Genomic DNA, 23,015 nt, shown 5'->3' with positions numbered 1-23,015 from the left:
ATGTGGGTTTCAACTGAGATATAGGAGAGAAAAAGTGGATGCATTATGTCCGGTTTGCCAGAAGGCGATGACTGAGGTGAGTGGCCACTTTCATTGCGAGACCTGCCATGGTAACTATCAACAACAAGCAGAGTGCCCTGATTGTGCGCAACCTCTGCAAGTCCTGAAAGCCTGTGGTGCCGTTGATTATTTTTGCCAACACGGACATGGATTAATCTCAAAACGGCGTGTCCTCTTCAATTACTTACCGGTAAGCTGACGGCTTATCAGGTGGGGAAATGATCAACGAAAGAGTGTTAGAGGCTGATGGTTTTACTGGCAGCCCCATCCTTGCCGCTATAATCACTACGTCACTACGTCACTACGTCACTACGTCACTACTTTTTTCTGACGGCTTTTCTTCGCTACGGTGACTTGGGTAATCTCACTTTCCACCCAACCGTCTTGCAACCGGGTAGTCAGCTTATCACCGGCCTGTACTTGCTTGGTGGTCTTCAATAACGCCCCTGCTGGCGTCTGTGTCACGCTGTAGCCACGGGCCAGTGTTGCCAGTGGGCTCACGGCCTCTAGCTGGGAGCAGGCGATACCAAAGCGTTGGCGATAGCCATTGAGCTGGCGCTCTACAGCCTGACGTAAACGATATTCTTGCTGTTGTACCCGCTGGTTATACCGGTGAATTTGCCCCTGAGGCTGCACTTGCTGCAAACGCTGTTGCAGCCGCTCGGTACGTTTACTTAATAAGCGGATCTGTGTTTGTGCGCTCTCTTCCAGCCTACGTTGTAATTTCAGCAATAATGTTTGCTGACGGGCTAAACGTAAATGCGGATGCTGTTGCTGCAAACGGTGTTCAAGGCGGGTGAATTGCTGGTTGCGTTGCGCCAGATAGTAATCCATCGCCATTTCCATTCGTTGCTGTTGCCCTTGAATCTGACGAACGAGCTCAATCTGATTGCGACTGACTAGCTCGGCGGCAGCCGAAGGGGTTGGGGCGCGTAAATCAGCAACAAAATCGGCAATAGTGACATCGGTTTCATGGCCGACAGCACTGACGATAGGGATATGGCTGTTAAAGATAGCGCGGGCAACCCGTTCGTCGTTGAAACTCCACAAATCTTCTAGCGATCCGCCACCGCGGCCAACAATCAATACATCGCATTCAGCACGTAAGTTCGCCAACTGGATCGCACGGACTATCTGCAATGGCGCATCAACGCCCTGTACTGATGTGGGATAAATAATTACTGGAAGCGATGGATCACGGCGCTGTAACACATGCAGCACATCATGCAGCGCAGCCCCACTGGCAGACGTTATTACGCCCACTTGTTTGGCGGGGTGAGGGAGTGGCTGTTTGTGGCTTTGATCAAACAGCCCTTCGGCCGCTAATTGTTGCTTAAGCTGTTCAAATTGTTGTTGCAGCAACCCATCACCGGCAGGCTGCATACTTTCCGCAATTAACTGATAATCACCACGGGGTTCATACAGGGTAATTGATGCCCTGACCAAAACTTGTTGGCCATTCTGCGGACGGAAAGTGGTGCGGCGGTTGCTGTTACGAAACATGGCACAGCGCACTTGCGCCCGATCATCTTTCAGCGTGAAATACCAGTGCCCAGAAGCGGGCTGAGAGAAATTAGAAATCTCGGCAGTGAGCCAAATCTGGCCCATTTCCCTTTCCAATAGTTCTCGTACCGTCTGATTCAGGCGGCTGACAGTAAAAATTGAGGAGGCGGAAGATTGCGACATGTGACCTGGATCAAATTTTAAAACAAGGACTTAATTAACCGATATTACCTGCCTCAAACTGGTTGGCAAGAAATATTATGAGAAAGTGCTGGAGGCAATCGATTACGCTCTGTATAATGCCACGGCAATATTTTATCTTTTTCACATTCACCTTGGTGAGATATTGCCCATGCTACGTATCGCGAAAGAAGCACTAACATTTGATGACGTTCTCCTGGTTCCAGCCCACTCCACAGTCTTGCCTAACACGGCAGAACTTGGCACTCAACTGACCGCAACTATCCGCCTGAATATTCCTATGCTGTCCGCAGCCATGGATACCGTTACCGAATCTCGTCTGGCCATTGCGCTAGCACAAGAAGGCGGTTTGGGTTTCATTCACAAAAATATGTCCATTGAGCGCCAGGCTGAAGAAGTCAGCCGCGTGAAAAAACATGAAAGTGGTGTTGTTACTGAGCCACAGACTGTTACCCCAACAACGACCCTCCGTCAGGTTAAAGAATTGACCGCCCGTAACGGTTTTGCCGGGTATCCGGTGGTGACCGAAGATTACGAATTGGTTGGGATCATCACTGGCCGTGATGTTCGTTTTGTGACTGATTTGGATCAACCAGTGACCGCGGTGATGACACCGAAAGAGCGCTTGGTGACGGTCAAAGAAGGCGAAACCCGCGAAGTTGTGCTGCAAAAAATGCACGAAAAACGTGTAGAGAAAGTGTTGGTCGTTGATGACAGCTTTCATTTGCGCGGCATGATAACCGTAAAAGATTTCCAAAAAGCAGAACGTAAGCCAAATGCCTGTAAAGACGAGCATGGCCGTTTGCGTGTTGGTGCCGCTGTTGGTGCCGGTGCTGGCAATGAAGAGCGTATCGACGCGCTGGTCGCCGCTGGTGTTGATGTATTACTGATAGACTCCTCTCATGGTCATTCTGAAGGTGTTCTGCAACGTATCCGTGAAACTCGCGCTAAATATCCTAACTTGCAAATTGTGGGCGGTAACGTCGCAACCGGTGCTGGGGCGAAAGCGTTGGCAGATGCTGGTGTGAGTGCGGTTAAGGTGGGTATCGGCCCAGGTTCAATCTGTACGACGCGCATTGTTACCGGTGTTGGTGTTCCACAGATTACCGCGATTGCCGATGCTGTTGAAGCACTGGAAGGTACCGGTATTCCGGTTATCGCTGATGGTGGTATCCGTTTCTCCGGCGATATTGCCAAAGCGATTGCTGCAGGGGCTTCTTGCGTCATGGTTGGTTCTATGTTGGCTGGTACTGAAGAGTCTCCGGGCGAAATCGAACTGTATCAAGGTCGCTCCTTCAAATCTTACCGTGGCATGGGGTCGTTGGGCGCGATGTCCAAAGGCTCTTCCGACCGTTACTTCCAAACCGATAATGCGGCCGATAAATTGGTTCCAGAAGGTATCGAAGGGCGCGTAGCCTACAAAGGCCTGCTGAAAGAGATCGTGCACCAACAAATGGGCGGCCTGCGTTCTTGCATGGGGCTGACAGGTTGCGGCACTATCAATGAATTGCGCACTAAAGCGGAGTTTGTCCGCATCAGTGGTGCCGGCATTCAAGAAAGCCATGTGCATGATGTGACGATTACTAAAGAGTCACCTAATTATCGTATGATGTAACAATTAGTTAAATAATCATCTGGTGCTGGTCATCAGATGGTTATTTTTTATTTTAAAATCAATACCCAAAGTCATTGGCGTTGCAGTAAGGCAGCAAATAAACGGGTCTCGAAGTCAGTGATTCGTGCTCGCACCACGGTAATGTCAAGTAAGCAGGGTATTTTTGGAATACGCCACACATGACAAAAAATATCCATAAGCATCGCATCCTTATTCTCGATTTCGGCTCGCAGTACACCCAATTGTTGGCGCGTCGTGTGCGTGAGATTGGTGTCTATTGTGAACTATGGGCATGGGATGTAACCGAAGCCCAAATCCGTGAGTTTAATCCAAGCGGTATCATCCTCTCTGGTAGCCCTGAAAGTACGATAGAAAATGGTAGCCCGCGTGCGCCAGACTATGTGTTTACTGCTGGTGTACCGGTGTTGGGGGTGTGCTATGGCATGCAGACCATGGCGATACAACTGGGCGGCAAAGTTGAGAGTTCAAATCAGCGTGAATTTGGTTATGCGCAAGTTGAAATTAAAGCTGACAGCGCGCTGATCCGTGATATCAAAGATGCCATCAATCCGGCAGGCGAAGCCGTATTGGATGTTTGGATGAGTCACGGTGACAAAGTTGCGGAGATCCCTGCTGATTTTGTCACGGTTGCCAGCACGGATACCTGTCCGTTTGCCATTATGGCTAACGAAAAAAAACGTTTTTATGGTGTCCAGTTCCATCCTGAAGTGACGCACACTAAGCAAGGCCAGCGCCTGTTGGAGCGTTTCGTGCTGGGTATCTGTGGCTGTGAAGCGCTATGGACATCTGCCACCATTATCGAAGATGCCATTGTCCGTTTACGTGAGCAAATCGGCGACGATCATGTGATCTTGGGGTTAAGTGGCGGTGTCGACTCTTCAGTGACGGCCATGTTGTTGCACCGCGCTATCGGTAAACGCCTGACCTGTGTATTCGTGGATAACGGCCTATTACGCTTAAATGAAGCGGATCAGGTCTTGGAAATGTTTGGCGATAAATTTGGCCTGAATATTGTCCATGTGGCGGCAGAAGATCGCTTCCTTTCGGCACTGGCGGGTGTGGACGAACCAGAAGCGAAACGTAAAATCATTGGCCGTGTCTTTGTCGAACTCTTCGACGAAGAAGCCTGTAAACAAGAGCAGGTGAAATGGTTGGCACAGGGTACGATTTACCCTGATGTGATCGAATCGGCTGCATCAGCTACCGGTAAAGCGCATGTGATTAAATCTCACCACAATGTGGGCGGTTTGCCAAAAGAGATGAAGCTGGGCCTGGTTGAGCCGCTGAAAGAGCTGTTTAAAGATGAAGTGCGCAAGATTGGTCTGGAGCTTGGCCTGCCATACGACATGCTGTACCGCCATCCTTTCCCTGGGCCGGGCTTAGGTGTGCGCGTATTGGGCGAAGTGAAGAAAGAGTATTGCGATTTACTGCGCCGTGCTGACGCTATCTTTATTGAAGAGCTGCATAAAGCTGATTTGTACAATAAAGTTAGCCAGGCTTTCACTGTCTTCCTGCCAGTACGTTCAGTCGGTGTGATGGGTGATGGCCGTAAATATGATTGGGTTGTCTCTCTACGTGCGGTAGAGACAGTTGATTTCATGACTGCACATTGGGCACATCTGCCATACGACTTCCTTGGCCGCGTTTCAAACCGCATCATTAATGAAGTCAATGGTATCTCGCGCGTAGTTTATGATATCAGCGGCAAGCCACCTGCAACAATCGAGTGGGAATGATTTTATCGTTTTTAACCATGGTTGATAACGATTGAAAATAGCAAAAACCGCCTTGAATATTAGGCGGTTTGAGGTTATTGACAAAGTGCCCGCGACGGAGAGAACAGGCAGATCGTAAAGACGCCGTAAATACATCCATGTAGGCTCGAGCCGCGCCATCCTTGGCGCGGACTCTTTACTCCTCTGCCTATCCTCACCGTTCAAGATCGCGTCATCGGGGTTTGCCAGCAGTCTGAAACCGCCTTAAATATTAGGCGGTTTTTTTGTTTTTATGGTTTTTAACGATATAGGGTATATGCCTATAGCCGTCACTTAAAAATCAATAAACTCTTTCATCCCATATGCTATAACCAGATGTCCCAGAAATATTGTGCTCCCAATCAATGCTTTTGTACGAAATTGATATGATTTCATAGGGCTGAATATCATTATGTGTCAGCGCATTTGGGCAATGTTGAGAAATATTTGAGATATAAGCATCTTTCAGCTTTATTGTATAAAATACCTCTAAGGAACCCGATGAATTTACCCTGTACATATATAATACTATTTGTAGTTTTTCATTATTCGATATAGACATCCCTAGCAAAGGCGATGATTTGTCAATGGGTTTGGTTATTATGATTGGCTGATGCGCGACATTTTGTGCTCTGGCTATATTATGATCAAACCCATAGACATATATTTGATCCTCATGCCCCAACTGACATCGATTACCAATAGAGTCAAGCGTTGAGCAGCCAGACGATATCAACCCTTGTTTTTCGCCATCAATACTTGCATAAATTAAGTTAGCCATACAATTCCTTATATTTAAAGTTGTTATTTACACAGTGATAAATCTTTTACATAAGTGTTAGGGGACATCCATGAAATTCTGTCACATACCACATAACCATTACTTTTTAATTTGTAATCAACATATAAAGAAATAGGAAAGCTCATGATGAATGATGCTATTGCTAGCATGGTTAAGTATTTAATAACTATTTTTCTAGATTTAGGTAGTCTATTAAATATAAACTCACAAGTAGAGCCCGCGAGAGCATAAAAAACGAGAGGAGATGAAAGTAAAGATATGAAAATAGAACTAGAGAATGTTATTTCGTCTTCCATTCGCATTAGTGAAATAACGTAACTTCCTACTAATAACATCATGGGGGTGATAATTAATAATAATATAACCCCAAGTAGTGCATTGAAAAGTCTATTTTTCATCTCAATTTCCCGGTTACAATTTACTATATTTAATATTATCTTTTTCTGTTAAATATTTTATACTTATTTACAAAGTGATAAGTCTTTTACATAAGTATTCGGCGACATCCATGAAATTCTGTCACATACCACATAACCATTACTTTTTAATTTGTAATCAACATAAAAAGACACGGGGAGACTAACGATAAATGATGCAATCATTAGCATAGCCAAGTATTTAATAATTATTTCTTTAAATTTAGGCATTCTATTGAAGATAAAGACATAAATGGACCCCGCGAGAGCATAAAAAACAAGAGGAGATGAAATGAAAGATATAAAAATAGAAGCAGAAAATGTTATTTCATCTTCCATTTTTATTAATTCAATAATGTAAATATTCACTAAGCACATCATTGGCGTGAGTATTAATAATACTATTATTGCACCTAATGTTTTAAGTAATCTATTTTTCATCTCAATCATCCTGATCCACTTCACTGTATTTAAAATTATTTTCTTGTTAAATATTTTATATTTATCTACAAAGTGATAAATCTCTTACATAAAAATTCGGCGACATCCATGAAATTCTGTCACACACCACATAGCCATTATTTTTTAATTTATTATCAACATAAAAAGATACAGGAAAACTAATGATGAATGATGCTATTGCTAGCATAGTTAAGTATTTTACAATCATTTTGTTAAATTTAGGTTTTTTATTAAATACAAAAATATAAACAGACCCTGCGGTAGCATAAAATAATAGAGGAGACGAAATTAAACATATAACAATAGAACTTGAAAATGTTATTTTATCTTCCATTCTAATTAATGAAATTATACATAAAAAAACCAAATGCATCATAAATAAAACTATTGAAAATATTATCATTCCAAATAGAATGTTGAAAGGTCTATTTTTCATCTTAATTACTCGGTTCCAGTTTACTGTATTTATAATTATCTTTTTCTGTTGAATATTTTATATTTATCTACAAAGTGATAAGTCTTTTACATAAGTATTCGGCGACATCCATGAAATTCTGTCACATACCACATAACCATTACTTTTTAATTTGTAATCAACATATAAAGAAATAGGGAAGCTGACGATAAATGATAAAAACATTGGTATGGATAAATACTTAATAATAAATTTATTAAATTTAGGTAACTTATTAAAGATAAAAAACCAAACAGATCCTACGAGAGAGTAAAGTAGTATAGGGGATGATAGGAAAGCTATGAAAATAGGTCCGGAGAATTTTATTATGTCTTCCATTTTTATTAATGAAATGATGTAAGTGCTCACTAAATATATCATTGGCGTAAATATTAATAATGCTATGATTGCACCTAATGTTTTAAATAATCTATTATTCATTTAAGTCGCCCTAATCCATTAAGAATAGACTGAAAGTTTGCTTCTTGTGTTCTTGGTTTTTTTCTCATTTCTTTGGTTAATAATGCGATTAATTTTTCACTTATACCATACTTTTCATCGAAATGATCTAGGATAGCGGTAGCTACAAAGCCAACGGCAAAAACTACCCCAGCAACGACAATAATACTGCCACCTGCAAGAACTGTCGCAGTGAAGAGTACACCTACAATAAAAGAAACTGCCGCGACAATGGCTGTTTTAGCCATATCCATCGTTATATTGCCGATAAATTCCGCTAAGGTATATTCATCTTTAAAGATACCTTCAATCGTTCGATAGCCAATAGAAAAGAGAATACAGAACTTTAGACCTTTAACAATATTGGAACTGAGACCTTGCTGGCCGATTCCCATTGATAGCATTTGTGGGTGGCTGGCACCATAACGGGTTCCAGTGATAATACGCCTAAGGCCGGCATAGCCAGAAATGTGAATATACTTACGCCCATTCTCGCCCACATACTCTGTCGCGGTGATGCTGAATCGCTTAAATTCTCGGATAACATCATAGACTCCCCGTGAGTCGTAGATATTTCCGGCATAAGCAGAAATAGGATCGGTAACGGAAAACACCCGCGCCACAGGATTAGTAACCTTATTTCCTATCTCAAATCCTCGTGCCAGTGCTTCTCCGTTACTTGGGCTTTGTGTCCGAGGAGGGTTAATATCTTCAATAATACTTTTGGCTTCTGCTAATGTGAGAACTGCATGGTATTGTGTATTCTCACTTAATACCTTTCCTAGCCCTATAGCATCAAAATACTCATGTTGAGGTTTTAGCTGGTTAATGCCAACATTACCGTTTAAAACATCCCCCATGTAGCCTTCCCAACTGGAGTTATACTTTTTATATGTCACTCAGATCCCTCTTTAGTCTATTTTATATCAGTGTATATTATAATATATGATCAATAAACCTTAATATTCAGCTGGCTGGAAGTAAATGCTAGTTTTTAGGGATGAAAAATCCGTTTTTGGGGAGCATGCTATGAGGTAACTATGAATATTGCATTAAAAAATGTCGTATGTTTATAAATATCGATTTTTTTGGTCGAGATTTGATGTAGTTAAAGGTTTATCAACTAATCTTGTTCTGGTGCGGAGATATGAATATTTTTAGTGTAATATTAAATAAAAAATAAGTTCTTCCCTCTGATTTTGTTCTTTTAATTAAAATATCAGTGTGTAAAGATCAATGTCGTCAATAATGACGATTTTTTATTTGTATAATATACCCTTTATCATTTTATGCTTGCCTGTAACTAAAATTGTTTAGAGGGTGAATGCTTTAATTAATAAAGTAACGGAGGGGGCATGTATATTAATTATCAGACCAGATACCTATTTTCATGTTTGACATTTTTTTCATTTTCATCATTTGCTAATATTAATATGGATAATGCTTGTTTTTATTTAAATGATAACTACCTTGAAAAAGAGGAGAGTGATAAGGTTTGTTTGTCGTATTACACAGAAGATGATTGGCTAGACAGTAAATGGAATAAAAATATTTCATCTATTAGAGTTCCTTTAAGTATGCGGGTCGATATTTTTAGTGGTTACTCTTTTACCGGTGAATATATATCGCTTTATCAAGACACTAACTTGGCTGATTTAGAACAGTATGGTTTTAAAAATAACATAAGTTCTTACCGTGTATTACCAAAAAATTTATATCCCGAGAATAAAAGAGTTGTTCTTAGCTATAATTCTGAGGTTTTTTCTGAAAGATATATTGGTTATAATTATTATTCTACTCAGGGTCATAATATTCTGTTGAAAAAATATCATCAACATATTGATGCTGATGGGCAAAGTGCTTCTATATTTTATAGCCATGCGGGGCAGATAATGACTGCTTTCATTGGGCAGGGATTTGACCGTAATATCTACTGTTTATCCCCAACGAATAGACGAAGTAATAGCCTGAGTCTTGATGTGGCATTCACCTATTGTGATTTTAATAATTCGGGGCAGAATTGGTTTCCCAGAAAAATAGCAGATAAAGTTGTACTCATTAATCGGGGTTCCGGGGCGGCATTATCTTTAGATGATGTCGGTTTCTATGTTGCTTTACATCAAAATAATGAGGGTACACTGGCAATCAATGAAAATACACTCTGGTTTGATGATGAGAAAATTGAAGAATTGAAAGCGCATGCCGTCAGGCCTTTTCTGCAATATAAAGAGTCACTCGAAGCGATGAATGAAGAGAGCCAGCGAAAGGTAATTGTGCATCATCTGGATAAACCTGATGATATGTATATTTATTTAGATGATAGGGATAATGGCAGGTATTATTATTACAATGTTGAAACGAAAATAATAATTGCTTATAACAAGATTTATTCTGGCAATGAAAAAATTAGTTCAGCATGTCTTTCATTATTAAATGATAGTACTAGTCAACATTCACCGGTCAGTTTTACTTATCACCAGAGTAACTATAGCAATAATACATTTGAATACGGTTGTGATAATGGTGTAGCCTATGACTTTTATACGAAAAAGTGGCATTTTATGCCAGACTGGGAATATTATTATTTAGTCAATGGCGATGAAAATAAAGTACTACATTTCTATGTTAATGATAAACCGCAATATAGCAACTTTCGGGGTACATTAACCGGGCCTAAACCAAGTACTCATATTGGCGTTGCGGTGGGATTTAGTGAGCGTAGGCCACAAGATGCTGTATTTATCAGCAACCCGGCATTAGGTTATGTATTTGACGTTGAAAAGGCGGTTTGTCAACTGAGTGGATCTGTTGATGACGAGGGGTTGCATTGCCCAGAGTTTAAGGCCAGTTGGCTTTCAACTGATGATAAAATTCAGAGCGCTAACCTGAGTCACTATTATATTCCATGGCTACTGACTAAAATATCGAAGAAGTTATCAGTTAGTACCACAGGTGATGTTTTAAATCTGTTCGCGCAAAAAATTCATGCACTGAAAATTTCTGTTGACCGTGATAACCGTCAACAGATGAGTCGCTCAATACTTGAACAAACCAAAGCGTTGTTGGTGGAGTTCCTACATAGCTATAACTCAGTTGATTATGAGGATATTTGGCATCAGGCAGCCTATGTCCTTAACCGAGTCGAAATTTTAATCGATAAAAATATGAATGCGCAGCTGCAATAAAGAGAGATATCTGTGTAGGCTGGTCAGATCGGTAACCCATGTGCCCAGCCTATACATATCAGCCCTTTAGTGGTTAATGTGGTGGGCTAAATCTTCAACTGCACTGATGAAAATGTGCAGGGTAGAAATGGTGGAAAAATGCGATGTGCTGCAAGCGCATACTGTGGCGATCTGGATCATCTATGAAACAAATCGCCATGGCACCGCGCGGTAATATGTAAACACTGATAAAAATAAGGCTACTCTCTTACCTTAATCACCTTATTATTCTCTTGAAGTAAGTATTTACCATTGTCAACAATAAAAAATACTCTATTGTCAGGTGTGTTTCTTACTGTAAGAAATGAATTTTTATCTATACAATTCTCAGCGGTTTTCATATCATCGAAGCACAATCTGTCATATTTACCTTCCTCTTGATAGCCATCACCGAAATCCCAGAAAGTAATAGTAAAAAAACCATCGGATGCGGGTTTTGGTATTTTATACTTGTCTGACAGCATGTTTTTATTTTTCATCCACCAAGCTATTTTTCCGTTATCAGTAATAGGGAAATTATTTACTAAAACATCGCTAAAATTATCTTGCTGGTGAATTGCAATGATTTTAACCGGTTTGAATTCCATCCATAAAAAATAAATCAGTGAAGATATGATCAGCAATGATAGCAACGAGAGAAATGAAAATTTTTTATTTCTAATTATCATTACGGCCACCGTCAATCTCAATGGTTACTTCCATATTAGTCATAAAGGGTTTATATCCAAACTGATTATATCGTTGGAGCACAAACCAGAGACGGAAAAAACGGTAATTACGAAATTTAATAATATCTTTGTCATCCAACCCAAAGTGATCCTGAATATTGTAGTGAACAATAGCACGATAACGCTGCTTATCAATCTGTAGCGATTTTATGGTGATATGCGTTGCATAGGTATCATGCACCGTGATACCTAATCCATTAAAATTATCTTGCAATCTATCGAATTTTGGTAATTTCCCTCTTGATATACCTATTTTTAGCCTGTTTTCCTTTTCTACGGGATATAACTTATTTTTCCAGTCAATGTTTTCATTCAAGGTATCTTTGATAAGCTGTAGTGAACTATTTTTGGTGCTATCACTCAGAATTTGCTCTTTCAATGCTGCATCTAAAGACATATCCCGAAACGGTGAGCCGTTGCCGTTCTGCATATGGTTGATCATTTTTCCGATCAGGTGCTTATATGGGCCGTAAAGAGAGAATGACGGGGATAGAGTGCGGAATTCCTCAAAAAGGATCTTGGCACATTCCTGTCGCGTTACCTTCTCAATTTTTTCATCCATCCCATTTCGTTGATTGAATGGGGCTATTTTCGTCAAAGTGTACGGATTAGCCTTGGTTGATACATCTCCTAGCTTAAAATTTGTTTTTAACTGTGTTTCACTTAAATCACCGCACCGCATATCATCGGCAGCGTAATCATTCATACGTCTTTGGGTTCTAAATACAGTGCAGGGAAATTTTAATGCCTGCAAGGCTGGCTTAGTGGCTTCTGCCATAATAAATTCCTTTTATGCTGTTAACCGCTTCCAATCCCCCCTTACCAGGCCGAGAGTTTATTTTAAACCGATCTGAGGGAATAACTATAAATGAGCATTTTTACCAGTCAAATAGTCTTCTATGTATACAGATTCAATACAAGGGTATTTACTTCATTTATAGAATATTCAAAATTTTCCTACAGGCTTGTAGTCCCATTGTCGCCAATTGTGTCAAACCTGTGGCGTTATTTGGCCCCAATACCATTTGGGTGAGAACTGTTCAATCGCCTCTTTTCCTGAAGGGGGCTCTCTCTAATATCCGTGGTGAATCATAGTTGTGATTAATACATCATTGATCTTCTGCTGCCCGCCCGTGATAATGACCATTCTGACTCGGGGTGCCTGCCACAATGCGGTGGTAAGGCTGAGAGATGACCCGTATTACCTGATCTGGATTATGCCAGCGTAGGGAAGTCTCGGCACCGTAGGGTTCCGCCTTCTTGACCGCCGGTTAGGAGGGAATATGTACGTTCTACCTGCCGTTCTCTTTTCAGCCACTGCGGCTGAATTTACGCCATTAGCCCCCTCAATGATGAGTACGGAGACGTATTCATGAAGCGTATTAATACACTGACGATTGCCGGTACTGACCCGAGTGGTGGGGCGGGTATTCAGGCTGATCTGAAAACATTCTCTGCTTTACGGGCCTATGGTACCAGTGTCATTACCGCGCTGGTGGCACAAAACACCCGTGGTGTGCAGTCGGTTTATCCTATCGATCCTCATTTTGTTGCCGCTCAGTTGGATTCCGTTCTCAGTGACGTGCGTATCGACAGCGCCAAAATTGGTATGCTGGCGAATACTGCGGTGGTCGAAATGGTCGCCGAGCAGTTGCGCCGTTATCCTATTCCGTTCGTGGTTTTGGATACGGTGATGGTGGCCAAAAGTGGAGATCCGCTATTGGCACCTGACGCCGTGGAGGCCGTTCGTCAGTGGCTGTTGCCGCAAGTCGCATTAATTACGCCGAATTTGCCAGAGGCCGCCGCGTTACTGGGGTGTCCACCGGCCTGCAATGAACAACAAATGCGTGAGCAGGGACGGGCGCTATTAGCCTTAGGCTGTCAGGGGGTGTTAATGAAAGGCGGGCACTTAACCGGCGAGGATAGCCCAGACTGGTTGTTTACCGCAGAGGGGGAGCAGCGTTTTGTGGCTCAACGCGTGGCTACCCGGAATACTCATGGTACGGGGTGTACGCTATCGGCGGCATTGGCAGCACTGCGCCCGCGATACGGCCATTGGGGGGAAACGGTGGCGGTAGCTAAACACTATTTGCAATGTGCGCTGGAACAGGCCGATACCCTGGAGGTGGGGCAGGGCGTTGGGCCTGTTCATCATTTTCATCAATGGTGGTAATGAAAATGATGAAAATTGAGGGTGGGTTTATTGCTTGGCACGCTCTGGCGTTGCCGTGCTGTCGCCAGCGGCTGGCCCCGACAAATACTGCTGTGCCAGAGTAAACATGGCTATCGCACGTTGCAGATGGTGGGCATCAAAACGGTTAAGCAGGTAGCTGTTTGCACCTTTGCGCGGACGAATACACAGCGAGAGCCTTGATTCGCCCGATTCACCATCAATGAGATCGAACTGATAGCTGCCGATATCTTTATCATTTTCCCGCCAGGAAATTTGCACTGCGGGTAATGGATTCTTGGCGGCTTGCTTAGTGCCCGGTTGCCTGACGGCAAAGAAGTACTCCCCGGCCCAGAAGCCTGAATATTCACCATCGGCCTGCAAATGTTTGGTACGGAAAATAGGGGCGGTGGCTAACTGACGAATAGCATCAGGGGTAATTTGTTGATGGAGTTGTTGCCACAGAGGGGTGCCGTTCTCCAGTTGCCAGCAGGCTGCGCCCAGATAGTCATTCAGTTCGAGCCAATCTTGATCTAACGGCCCAAGTAACTCTTCATCAAGAATATTGCGATATTGCTGCATACCGCTTGGTTTTTCGCCCAGTTCTTCGTAGGTGATCAATTCCATGGTTCGTGGTTTGCGGCGAAAACTCATCCACAACACCATTTTGGGGATGCGAAATTCAATAGACTGAATGCTCAGCCGGTAGCGATCCCCTTTATTAATAACAAAACCGTTCGCGGTACCGCGTTTGTTTTGATAATTACGCACCACCACGATGCTATTTAGCCCCATCCAACCCGTGACATAATGCTCACTATCAGAATTGGCAACGTCTAAATCAATCACCATCTGGCGGATTTTATCCGTCTCAAGTTTGGCCAATGGGTGGGCCTCCCCTGCGGAGTAATACAGTTTTTCAGGCTCTTCGGGTAACTCAGTGGGTAACATGGTATGGCCTTCTGAACATTATCTGGTTCATAGCTTAACTCAAGTTGTCATACCGATTGAGGGGTAACTAAAATTGAAATGAGAAATTCGTGCAATGGATCAACTTTTATCGCAATTGATGGTCATATAAGGCGACGCGACATCGCATGGCGCATTCAAGTCCGCTGAACAGAGTAACCCTTTATCACTATCTGACGTGTTGACTAATCATATAAAAAAGGAATTCGATAATGAAAGGCCAAAAAAACCTCCATTGTCTTTTAGCGGGAATATTATTGAGTATCAGCTCTGGCTCCTTTGCACAGCCAGCAGCAGTGGTCTCATCCCCTGCGGTTACCGTGCCTGAGCCGGTAGCCTCAACGCCCTCCATGGCCGAACTTCTCCAACAACCTGTCTATAAAGCCCGTTGGCAAAAAATGGTAAAAGGGCAGAAAAATTTGCCGGCATGGGCACGTAAAGGGGCGGGAACGTCAGGGCCTTATGAAAACATCACATGGGGCGCACAGCAATATAAAGTGGGGAGTCTCTGTAAGCCTCACGATTGCAGTAATAACTTTATGTGGGTGGCGTTTAGCCATGATAATAAACAAGTGTGGGGCCTGCGTGTTGCCGTGGCCGACAAGCCCGAGGCATTGGATAACCCAAGCAAATTTGCGACTTATCAGTGGCTGGGTCGCCCCAGTGAGAGTATCCAGGCCATGTTGACCGCGCAGCTAGAGAAAGATCCTAACTGGCGTTGAGTTTTGCACGTCATTACTCCCTGAGTGATGATTTATTGTCAATTAATGTCTCAAGTAGCTAATGGCGGAGCAAGCCAAGGGGGGTTCTCGCTGTGCTCCGCTTTTTATCTACTCTGTTTCATTTTCATCTACCGCATTTCACACGTTTTATCATTCATCTATCGTGTTCCACACCCTTCGTCCGCCGTGCTCCAGATGGCACTGAGTGTGTTGGGTTAAGTGGCGTTTAGCCTAACAACGGGCAATTCGGTGGTAGCCGGCACTGAATCGCATGGGGTAAGATTTCAATGTGGAAATGTCTGCCGGACAGTGGCTCACCATCCAGATTGAAGGTGATATCGTTCGGCGCAGTGATATCAAGCCAAGGTAACGTGGCGTCGATAACATTCTTATTTTTCTCACCACTGAGCAGGGTGCTTAGCACGGCGGGAAGCAACTCCTCTGCTGTCAGTAGGCGTAATTGCATCAGGCCATCATTAATCAGTGCATCGGGGCAAAGAGGTTGTCCGCCCCCGGCCTGTTTACCGTTACCGATGCCAATGACCAGCGCATCCCCAGACCAATGAAAGTCAGGGCCACGGATTTCGCAGCTATCTGCTTTTAAGGCATCAAGGCGCATCAACCCATGGATAAAGTAAGAGGCTCCGCCCAATGCCGCTTTGAGTTTATCGGGTGTTTCGGTGGTAATTCGGGTACCAAAACCCCCGGTTGCCATATTGATAAAGTAATGCTCACCGTTGACTTGAGCCAGATCGATTGCCACCGCCCGGCCTTTGACCGCCAGTTGCAGTGCATTTTCTATTTGCAAAGGGATATTACAGCCGGTAGCAAAATCATTGGCGGTTCCCAGCGGTAGGATCCCCAAGCAAGGGCGTTTATCCGCAGGTAAGCTCATCAGCGCTGTTGCCACTTCATTAATGGTGCCATCGCCGCCGCCTGCGATAACGGTACTGACAGCAAGGGTGGCCGCTTCTTCAACATAACGTTTTGCATCACCGTGCTCCCAGGTGACACGGACATGAAGCGTTAAGCCTTCATCGCGTACGTTTTTGACCGCCTCGCGGACCTCAGGGTTGCCTGATTCTTTGCCGTTGAGGATCAAAAGAGTGTGTGGCATATATGCTCCAATTCATTGATATAATTGCCTATTAATTCTTGGCGCTGCGGCAGTACTTGTATCGAGGAGGTTTTTCTTGGTGAAAAATTAGCTGCGCTTGTTACTTGGCTCATTCATGGACCTTGCCTTTGCTTACTGCCTTACCTCTACTTACTGCCTTACGACAACACCCATAATTTTAGGTACAGTCGTTACAGTAAAGCATATCTGCTTAATTCTTCTATCGGATTATTCAGGGAATAACAGGGAATTATTGCCAATAGGGAGCACAATAAAATAGGTATTCATCTGTAATGTGATATTTGCTCTGTTGGGATAATTATTATTTTAGGAATAAATTATTCATTAAAACAGATTTTTCTTAATATTAGAGAATCGTCTAACAGGAATAGCTAATATTACGAGAAAGGATAAAGATGATATGTATCAGTTAGATGTGAGGAGGGAAAAGAAAAGGCCAACCCAAGGGAGATTGGGCTGGCCAAGGAGGTGGTTCCTAGTATTACTTTAACACTTTTTTAGTTATTGATTGTACTCGGACTATACTATCCGACTGCCATTATAATTGATGTGATCTATTTCTAATATTTACTAAAAAATGCCACTTTATCTGTGGCATTCATTTTATTGATTCCTGTTACATTTTTTCATGGGGATTGCGACTATTTGTCCCGTTTAAGTTACGTATCAGTAAGCCATATTCCACATCAATCTCCTCGGGAATTGGCAAATACATGATATGCCCATTACCCGGTGCAATATCTGCGGGTTGGCCTTTTTTATCCTGCATACTCTCTAGGGTGAATTGGATATTCCCCTTAGGGGTCATCAACTCTACGCTATCACCCCGTGAGAATTTATTTTTAACCAGCACTTCAGCTAGACCCTCGCGGCGTATACCAGTGAATTCACCGACAAATTGCTGACGCTCAGAAACAGAATAACCGTATTCGTAAGTTTGTTGCTCTTCATGTACGTGGCGGCGTAGAAAACCCTCGGTATAGCCCCGATGGGCTAATCCTTCCAGAGTGGTCAGCAAACTTGGGTCAAAAGGCTTACCGGCAACGGCATCGTCGATAGCACGGCGATACACCTGTGCGGTACGGGCACAGTAGTAGAACGATTTTGTCCGGCCCTCAATTTTTAGCGAATGGACACCCAATTGGGTTAGGCGTTCCACATGCTGGATAGCGCGCAGGTCTTTTGAGTTCATGATGTAAGTGCCGTGCTCATCTTCTGAGGCAGTCATGTACTCGCCAGGACGTTGTGCTTCTTCGATCATAAAGACTTTGTCAGTCGGTGCACCGATACCCAGCGTCGGTTCAACATTTCTCACTGCAATGGGCTGGTGGATGTGCACGATATTACCGACATCATCTTCTTTCCCTTCTTGAACGTTATATTCCCAACGGCAGGCATTGGTACAGGTGCCTTGGTTTGGATCGCGTTTATTAATATAGCCAGAGAGCAGGCAACGACCGGAATAGGCCATACACAATGCACCATGAACAAAGACTTCCAGCTCCATTTCTGGTACTTGAGCACGTATCTCAGCAATTTCTTCCAGTGATAATTCTCGGGAGAGTATCACGCGGGTTAGCCCCATTTGCTGCCAGAATTTGACGGTTGCCCAGTTGACGGCATTGGCTTGCACTGACAGGTGAATATCCATCTGTGGGAAAGCGTCGCGCACCATCATGATCAACCCAGGATCGGACATAATCAGCGCATCCGGCCCCATTTCAATCACCGGTTTTAAATCGCGCAGAAAGGTTTTCAGTTTGGAATTATGCGGGGCAATATTCACGACGACGTAAAAACGCTTGCCGAGCGCATGGGCTTCCTGAATACCTAACGCCAGGTTTTCATGATTGAATTCATTATTACGGACCCGCAAGCTATAGCGTGGCTGGCCGGCATAGACTGCATCAGCGCCATAAGCAAAAGCATATCGCATATTTTTTAGGGTACCGGCGGGGGATAACAATTCCGGTGTAAAAGGTCTTTCCGTTGTAAATAATGATGAGGACATATTAGTGGCTCTCAGTCTGAGTTCAAGTCAGAACCACGCCCGCAGGGGTGGCTAAAAGCTGAGGATTGTAACCTCGCCAAGAGTGAAAAACAGCCCTCGCACAATTTTTGTAAGGTTTAAATGATCCAGATCAATTCAAACGATTATTGTGGAGTCACAGTCACTCATTAGTCTAGTTATGCAAAAATGAAATGCGCGGTTAATGGCCCCGCGCAGGGAGAAGTAGTAGTCACTCTATCTAATCAGTAAATATTACGGCACCTAATCAATAAATATTACAGCGTCAAATCTTTGATAACCGTAGACAGGCCATTTTTCATAACGGAGGCAATACCATTCTTGGCGGCGGTTGGGGAACTGTAGGATTCACTGACGCCAATAATTTGATGGTTTTTCGCTTTCAGAACGAAATAAGGCTCATTTTTTGTGTTGTGTTTAAGCTCGTACTGGCTTTTTTGCGGGGAGTTACTTTGTACTGATGCGATGCCATTTTCAGCTGAGGCTTTACTGGCGTACATCTCACTGGAGAGAATAATTTCGCCATTGCTGGCCTTCAGATTGAAATGATATTGCCCATTCTTTGCTTTCTTAATCTCATAGTGACCCAAGGCCATAGTGTTTCTCCTGTTGCATGTGATACCTCTAATGAGTGTAGTCAAGGTTGACCGGAAGTCAGGTCATGTGCTCCGTGCATCGCAAACATAACGAGCTAACACAGCCAACATAGCGCATCCATGGCAAAAACAGAATTACAACAAACGGCACATCTCTGCTTCCCAGCGATATCCCATGCCATATACCGCGCGGATAAACGGTTTTTCACCATCGAGTAATTCCAGTTTCCGCCGCAGATTTTTGATATGGCTATCAATGGTGCGATCAGTCACTACCCGGTAATCGTCGTAAAGGTTGTTCAGCAGTTGTTCCCGGCTGAAAACATGTCCCGGTTGGGACGCTAATATTTTCAGTAAACGGAATTCTGCCGGGGTTAATTCCAGCATATGCCCTTGGTAACTTGCTTGAAAACGGGATTCATTGATCAGCAGTGGTGCGTCATCGGTAGGTCGATGATGTTGCTGAGAGCAGCGGCGTAGAATGGTTTTGACTCGAGCGACCACTTCCCGTGGGCTATAGGGCTTGCAGATATAGTCATCAGCGCCAATCTCCAGCCCCAATAGCCGATCAATCTCTTCCGTTTTTGCCGTCACCATGACAATAGGAATATCAGAGAAGCGGCGGATTTCACGGCATAGAGTGATGCCATCACTGCCGGGCAGCATGAGATCCAGCAAGATGATGGCGGGTGGCGTCTGGCGAACCGTCGCCACAACCTCGGCCCCGTTGGTCAGCCACTGGGTGTGGTAACCCGCGGCTTGCAGGTAATCGACGAGTAGCTGGCCAAGTTTGGGTTCATCTTCAACGATCAATACGGAGCCAGACTGGCTGGCCGACAGAAGCGGCTCGTGCATTACAATGGATTACCCTATGGAATGAAATAGGGGGAATACTACCGTAATCCGCAGGCCACCCAAAGGTGAATGTTTAGCGCTGATTTTTCCACTATGCGCATCAACAATATTGTGGCAAATCGCCAACCCCAACCCAGAGCCGCCACTGGCGCGATTGCGTGAACTTTCCGTACGATAAAAACGTTCAAAAAGGCGCTCGAGCTGTTCATCGCTGACCCCCGGTTTACTGTCTTGCCAGTGCAGTGTGAGTGTCTCTTCTTGGATCAACGCGATAATTTCTAATGTCCCCCCCTCGTTGGTATAACGCAGGCTATTTTCCAGTAAATTGTGAAATAGCTGATTGAGCCGGTCAGGGTCGCCAAAGATGACAGCGTGTTCAGGCAGATGGGCGGTGATGGTCATATTTTTGTTCTGGAAGCGGCCATGGAAGCTGGCAATCGCCACTTGCAATAGCCGGACCACATCCAGTTGGGTTTTACGGTAAGCCAGCGCCCCGCGATCAGACTGTGATAACTGGTGCAGATCATTGACCAGTTTCGTCAAAATCGCCACCTCGGCTTGGAGTGAACTTAATGACTCGGGGGTGGGTTGGCGCAGGCCGTCTTGTAAGGCTTCCAGTTCTCCGCGTAACACCGCCAGGGGCGTGCGGAGTTCATGGGACACATCGGCCATAAAATCACGGCGCATTTGTTCATTTTTTTCCAGTGAACTGGCTAACTGGTTAAAATCTTGTGCCAGGTGGCCCAGTTCATCGCGGCTACTGACGGCAACACGGGTGCTAAAATCCCCCGCGGCCAGCCGATGCGTGCCTTCAACCAGCCGTTTTACTGGGGCTAACATGCCGCGTGATAGCACCCATGTGACGGCCGCCGCCAGTAGTGTCGAGAGGCCAACAATAAACCAACTGGTGCGGCGCTGTTGTTGATCAAAGGTGATATCTGCATTACGGGTCAGTTTTTCCGATGGGGTCGAAATCACCCAGCCGACGACCTGATCATTGACTTTTATGGCACTGCGGCTAGCTTCTGTGGGGACATGCCCGGTGTGCCCGACCAGCAGATTATTGTCTTGATCAACCACCCAAAATTGGGCACGCCAGCCACGGGGCGGCATACTGGGTCTGTTCTCACTGTTTTGGTTTTGCTCAAAGGATCGCATGATCTGGTAAATCACTTGGTCATTATTACGCAGAAAATCCCAGTTACCGTAGTGCTGATATTCGGCTTCAAGCGCATGACTCAGCATGGCGATCCGCTGTTCATTACTTTGCTTGATGTAGTCAATAAAACCGCGTTCAAAACTGGTCCTGACGCCCCAGTGCATGGTTATCAATACCAACATGCAAGTGGCGAAAATAGCCATAAACAGTTTTCCGGTAATGCCGATCCTTATCATAATTTCACCTGTCTTTATCAGTCGGCCAATCTAACGGGCCAAATGACGATTGGCTCCTGTATCCGGGGGGACGCGGTTAAATATCAGGGCGGGTAGGGCAATAATGATTGCCATACATAAGTAACTGTATAAGAACGCGCTGTGAGTGGCAGGCGTGTTGGTGGCTACCTGATGATGAGCAAAGGTACCCAATAATATTCCGGCAGTACTGACCCCGATACTCATGGACAGTTGCATCGCCATCGACAATAGGCTGTTACCGCTGCTGGCCAGACGATCTGGTAACGTTTTTAGGGTTAAGGTATTCATGGTGGAAAAGCGTAATGCGTTGAGCATTCCTTGGAAGAATAACACTACTGGCATCAGCAGTGTCCAACCCATGATTGCCACGAGCGGTAAACTCAGGCTGACGACGGCCAGTAATAATGTGGCGTTGACCAGTACTCGCCGGTAACCAAAGCGGTTGACGACCTGTACGATAATCCGCTTCATGCCCATGCTGCCGATAATCATCGGGATCATCATCAGCCCCGCGTGGAATGGGCTAAACCCCAGGCCGATTTGCAGAAAGATAGGCGTCATAAATGGCAACATGCCGCTGCCGATACGGGCGGACATACTCCCGACCAAACCAAGGGTATAGATTTTATTCTTGAACAGGTGCAGTGAGAACAGTGCGAAATGGTTGCCCTGCGCATGCCACCAATAACTGCCCAGCGCTATCACGCCACACAGTATCAACCCCGCGATGGCCAGCGGCGATAACCCCAGTCCAGTGTGGCCGTCCAGTGCTAGCGTTAAGGCCGCCATACCGATTGCCAGCATGATAAAGCCGCTGATATCAAAGCGCCGGGTAGACATTTTGTGATTAGGCATGAGCACCAAGGTTGCCAATGCGCCGATCACACCAACAGGCAGGTTGATCAGGAAAATCCAGTGCCAACTGGCAAACTCCACTAAAAAACCGCCCAGCGCCGGGCCAACTAATGGCCCAATCTGGCCGGGCAGTGTGACAAACGCCATTGCCGCCATATATTGCTCGCGTGGCACGATTTTCATCACCGTCAGGCGGCCTACTGGCACCATCATTGCGCCGCCTACCCCCTGAAGCACACGGGAGAGGATCAGTTCATTCAGTGTTGCTGATTGCGCGCACATCAGCGATCCGAAGGTGAACAGAATAATCGCTGAGAAGAATACCCACTTGACGCCGATCCGGTCCGCCAGCCAACCACTGGCGGGCAACATCACCGCGACGGTCAGGACATACGAGACAATCACCGATTGCATACGTAACGGATTTTCGCCCAGACTGGCCGCGATGGAGGGCAGGGCGGTATTGACGATGGTGGTATCCAGCGTCTGCATAAAAAATCCGAAAGCGACAATCCACAATTGCCATCGCACAGATGTTGCTTGCGTTACCATGGCGTCCCACTCCT

At 44.7% G+C, this 23,015-nt stretch carries 22 protein-coding genes, 1 pseudogene and 1 riboswitch; of the genes and pseudogenes, 6 read left to right on the top strand and 17 right to left on the bottom strand.

Features of this window, described 5'->3' with window-relative positions; all coding sequences use genetic code 11:
* The first annotated feature begins 34 nt into the window (after positions 1 to 34).
* Positions 35 to 259, top strand: coding sequence for a zinc ribbon domain-containing protein (locus AC971_RS22110; RefSeq protein ID WP_038401967.1), 225 nt, complete (start codon positions 35 to 37; stop codon positions 257 to 259).
* Between the two features lie 110 nt (positions 260 to 369).
* On the opposite strand, the gene xseA is transcribed toward AC971_RS22110, so the two are convergent.
* Entirely contained in the window at positions 370 to 1,746 is a 1,377-nt protein-coding gene (gene xseA, locus AC971_RS13580) for an exodeoxyribonuclease VII large subunit (RefSeq protein ID WP_025380844.1), read from the bottom strand.
* 169 nt (positions 1,747 to 1,915) lie between these two features.
* Between xseA and guaB the strand changes: the two genes are divergently transcribed.
* Together guaB and guaA are read left to right on the top strand one after the other, a co-directional pair.
* Positions 1,916 to 3,379 carry an IMP dehydrogenase gene (guaB, locus tag AC971_RS13575; protein ID WP_002227862.1) on the top strand — a complete coding sequence of 488 codons (1,464 nt, stop codon included), beginning with the start codon at positions 1,916 to 1,918 and terminating at the stop codon, positions 3,377 to 3,379.
* Positions 3,380 to 3,558: 179 nt separating this feature from the next.
* Entirely contained in the window at positions 3,559 to 5,136 is a 1,578-nt protein-coding gene (guaA, locus tag AC971_RS13570) for a glutamine-hydrolyzing GMP synthase (protein WP_025380843.1), read from the top strand.
* A 67-nt stretch (positions 5,137 to 5,203) separates the two neighbouring features.
* On the opposite strand, the pseudogene AC971_RS24720 reads toward guaA, so the two are convergent.
* The 7 genes and pseudogenes from AC971_RS24720 to AC971_RS13555 form a co-directional block, all read right to left on the bottom strand.
* A pseudogene (locus AC971_RS24720) lies at positions 5,204 to 5,275 on the bottom strand (gluconate 5-dehydrogenase); the annotation flags it as partial.
* A 180-nt stretch (positions 5,276 to 5,455) separates the two neighbouring features.
* The gene (locus AC971_RS13565; RefSeq protein WP_011192795.1) at positions 5,456 to 5,935 is read right to left on the bottom strand and encodes an Hcp family type VI secretion system effector; all 480 of its coding nucleotides are present in this window, start codon (positions 5,933 to 5,935) and stop codon (positions 5,456 to 5,458) included.
* 23 nt (positions 5,936 to 5,958) lie between these two features.
* Positions 5,959 to 6,354, bottom strand: a complete 396-nt coding sequence (locus tag AC971_RS22100) for a DUF1240 domain-containing protein (protein WP_038401965.1) — start codon at positions 6,352 to 6,354, stop codon at positions 5,959 to 5,961.
* Positions 6,355 to 6,417: 63 nt separating this feature from the next.
* Complete coding sequence (locus AC971_RS13560) at positions 6,418 to 6,813, bottom strand: DUF1240 domain-containing protein (protein ID WP_025380842.1); 396 nt, start codon at positions 6,811 to 6,813, stop codon at positions 6,418 to 6,420.
* 61 nt (positions 6,814 to 6,874) lie between these two features.
* Entirely contained in the window at positions 6,875 to 7,270 is a 396-nt protein-coding gene (locus AC971_RS22095) for a DUF1240 domain-containing protein (protein ID WP_025380841.1), read from the bottom strand.
* A gap of 63 nt (positions 7,271 to 7,333) precedes the next feature.
* Positions 7,334 to 7,729 (bottom strand): DUF1240 domain-containing protein, encoded by a 396-nt coding sequence (locus AC971_RS22090; RefSeq protein WP_002216980.1) that lies wholly within the window; start codon positions 7,727 to 7,729, stop codon positions 7,334 to 7,336.
* Entirely contained in the window at positions 7,726 to 8,361 is a 636-nt protein-coding gene (locus AC971_RS13555; protein WP_025380840.1) for a hypothetical protein, read from the bottom strand. Before AC971_RS13555 ends, AC971_RS22090 begins: the two co-directional genes overlap by 4 nt.
* A 741-nt stretch (positions 8,362 to 9,102) precedes the next feature.
* Here AC971_RS13555 and AC971_RS13550 point away from each other — a divergent pair.
* Positions 9,103 to 10,932 (top strand): hypothetical protein, encoded by a 1,830-nt coding sequence (locus AC971_RS13550; protein ID WP_025380839.1) that lies wholly within the window; start codon positions 9,103 to 9,105, stop codon positions 10,930 to 10,932.
* A gap of 239 nt (positions 10,933 to 11,171) precedes the next feature.
* Here the strand turns inward: AC971_RS13550 and AC971_RS13545 are convergent, their stop codons facing one another.
* Positions 11,172 to 11,648, bottom strand: a complete 477-nt coding sequence (locus tag AC971_RS13545) for a DUF943 family protein (RefSeq protein ID WP_025380838.1) — start codon at positions 11,646 to 11,648, stop codon at positions 11,172 to 11,174.
* Entirely contained in the window at positions 11,629 to 12,477 is an 849-nt protein-coding gene (locus AC971_RS13540) for a YPO3983 family protein (protein WP_012104815.1), read from the bottom strand. The genes AC971_RS13545 and AC971_RS13540 overlap by 20 nt, the downstream gene beginning before the upstream one ends.
* 366 nt (positions 12,478 to 12,843) lie before the next feature.
* A riboswitch (TPP riboswitch) is annotated at positions 12,844 to 12,948 on the top strand.
* A gap of 123 nt (positions 12,949 to 13,071) precedes the next feature.
* Here AC971_RS13540 and thiD point away from each other — a divergent pair.
* Positions 13,072 to 13,872, top strand: a complete 801-nt coding sequence (gene thiD / locus AC971_RS13535) for a bifunctional hydroxymethylpyrimidine kinase/phosphomethylpyrimidine kinase (protein ID WP_012104816.1) — start codon at positions 13,072 to 13,074, stop codon at positions 13,870 to 13,872.
* Between the two features lie 27 nt (positions 13,873 to 13,899).
* Here the strand turns inward: thiD and AC971_RS13530 are convergent, their stop codons facing one another.
* A complete protein-coding gene (locus tag AC971_RS13530) occupies positions 13,900 to 14,820 on the bottom strand; it encodes a hypothetical protein (RefSeq protein WP_025380836.1) in 921 nt (306 codons plus the stop codon).
* Between the two features lie 230 nt (positions 14,821 to 15,050).
* Here AC971_RS13530 and AC971_RS13525 point away from each other — a divergent pair, with 230 nt between their 5' ends.
* Positions 15,051 to 15,560, top strand: coding sequence for an inhibitor of vertebrate lysozyme family protein (locus AC971_RS13525; RefSeq protein WP_025380835.1), 510 nt, complete (start codon positions 15,051 to 15,053; stop codon positions 15,558 to 15,560).
* A 226-nt stretch (positions 15,561 to 15,786) separates the two neighbouring features.
* On the opposite strand, the gene yegS is transcribed toward AC971_RS13525, so the two are convergent.
* From yegS to mdtD, 6 genes are all read right to left on the bottom strand, one after another.
* Positions 15,787 to 16,677 (bottom strand): lipid kinase YegS, encoded by an 891-nt coding sequence (gene yegS, locus AC971_RS13520; RefSeq protein ID WP_025380834.1) that lies wholly within the window; start codon positions 16,675 to 16,677, stop codon positions 15,787 to 15,789.
* A gap of 637 nt (positions 16,678 to 17,314) precedes the next feature.
* Positions 17,315 to 18,709, bottom strand: coding sequence for a prephenate-dependent tRNA uridine(34) hydroxylase TrhP (gene trhP, locus AC971_RS13515; RefSeq protein WP_025380833.1), 1,395 nt, complete (start codon positions 18,707 to 18,709; stop codon positions 17,315 to 17,317).
* 275 nt (positions 18,710 to 18,984) lie between these two features.
* Positions 18,985 to 19,323, bottom strand: a complete 339-nt coding sequence (locus tag AC971_RS13510; protein ID WP_025380832.1) for a YegP family protein — start codon at positions 19,321 to 19,323, stop codon at positions 18,985 to 18,987.
* A gap of 135 nt (positions 19,324 to 19,458) precedes the next feature.
* Positions 19,459 to 20,178, bottom strand: coding sequence for an envelope stress response regulator BaeR (baeR, locus tag AC971_RS13505; RefSeq protein ID WP_025380831.1), 720 nt, complete (start codon positions 20,176 to 20,178; stop codon positions 19,459 to 19,461).
* A 9-nt stretch (positions 20,179 to 20,187) separates the two neighbouring features.
* A complete protein-coding gene (gene baeS, locus AC971_RS13500; RefSeq protein WP_038402319.1) occupies positions 20,188 to 21,570 on the bottom strand; it encodes an envelope stress sensor histidine kinase BaeS in 1,383 nt (460 codons plus the stop codon).
* A 33-nt stretch (positions 21,571 to 21,603) separates the two neighbouring features.
* The gene (gene mdtD / locus AC971_RS13495; RefSeq protein ID WP_025380829.1) at positions 21,604 to 23,001 is read right to left on the bottom strand and encodes an MFS transporter; all 1,398 of its coding nucleotides are present in this window, start codon (positions 22,999 to 23,001) and stop codon (positions 21,604 to 21,606) included.
* Between the last annotated feature and the right edge of the window lie 14 nt (positions 23,002 to 23,015).

Origin of the sequence: Yersinia similis (genome assembly GCF_001053095.1) — a bacterium.
Classification (GTDB): Bacteria; Pseudomonadota; Gammaproteobacteria; order Enterobacterales; family Enterobacteriaceae; genus Yersinia; species Yersinia similis.
Note: the sequence above shows the minus strand (reverse complement) of the source record. Positions and strands in the feature narration are given on the sequence as shown.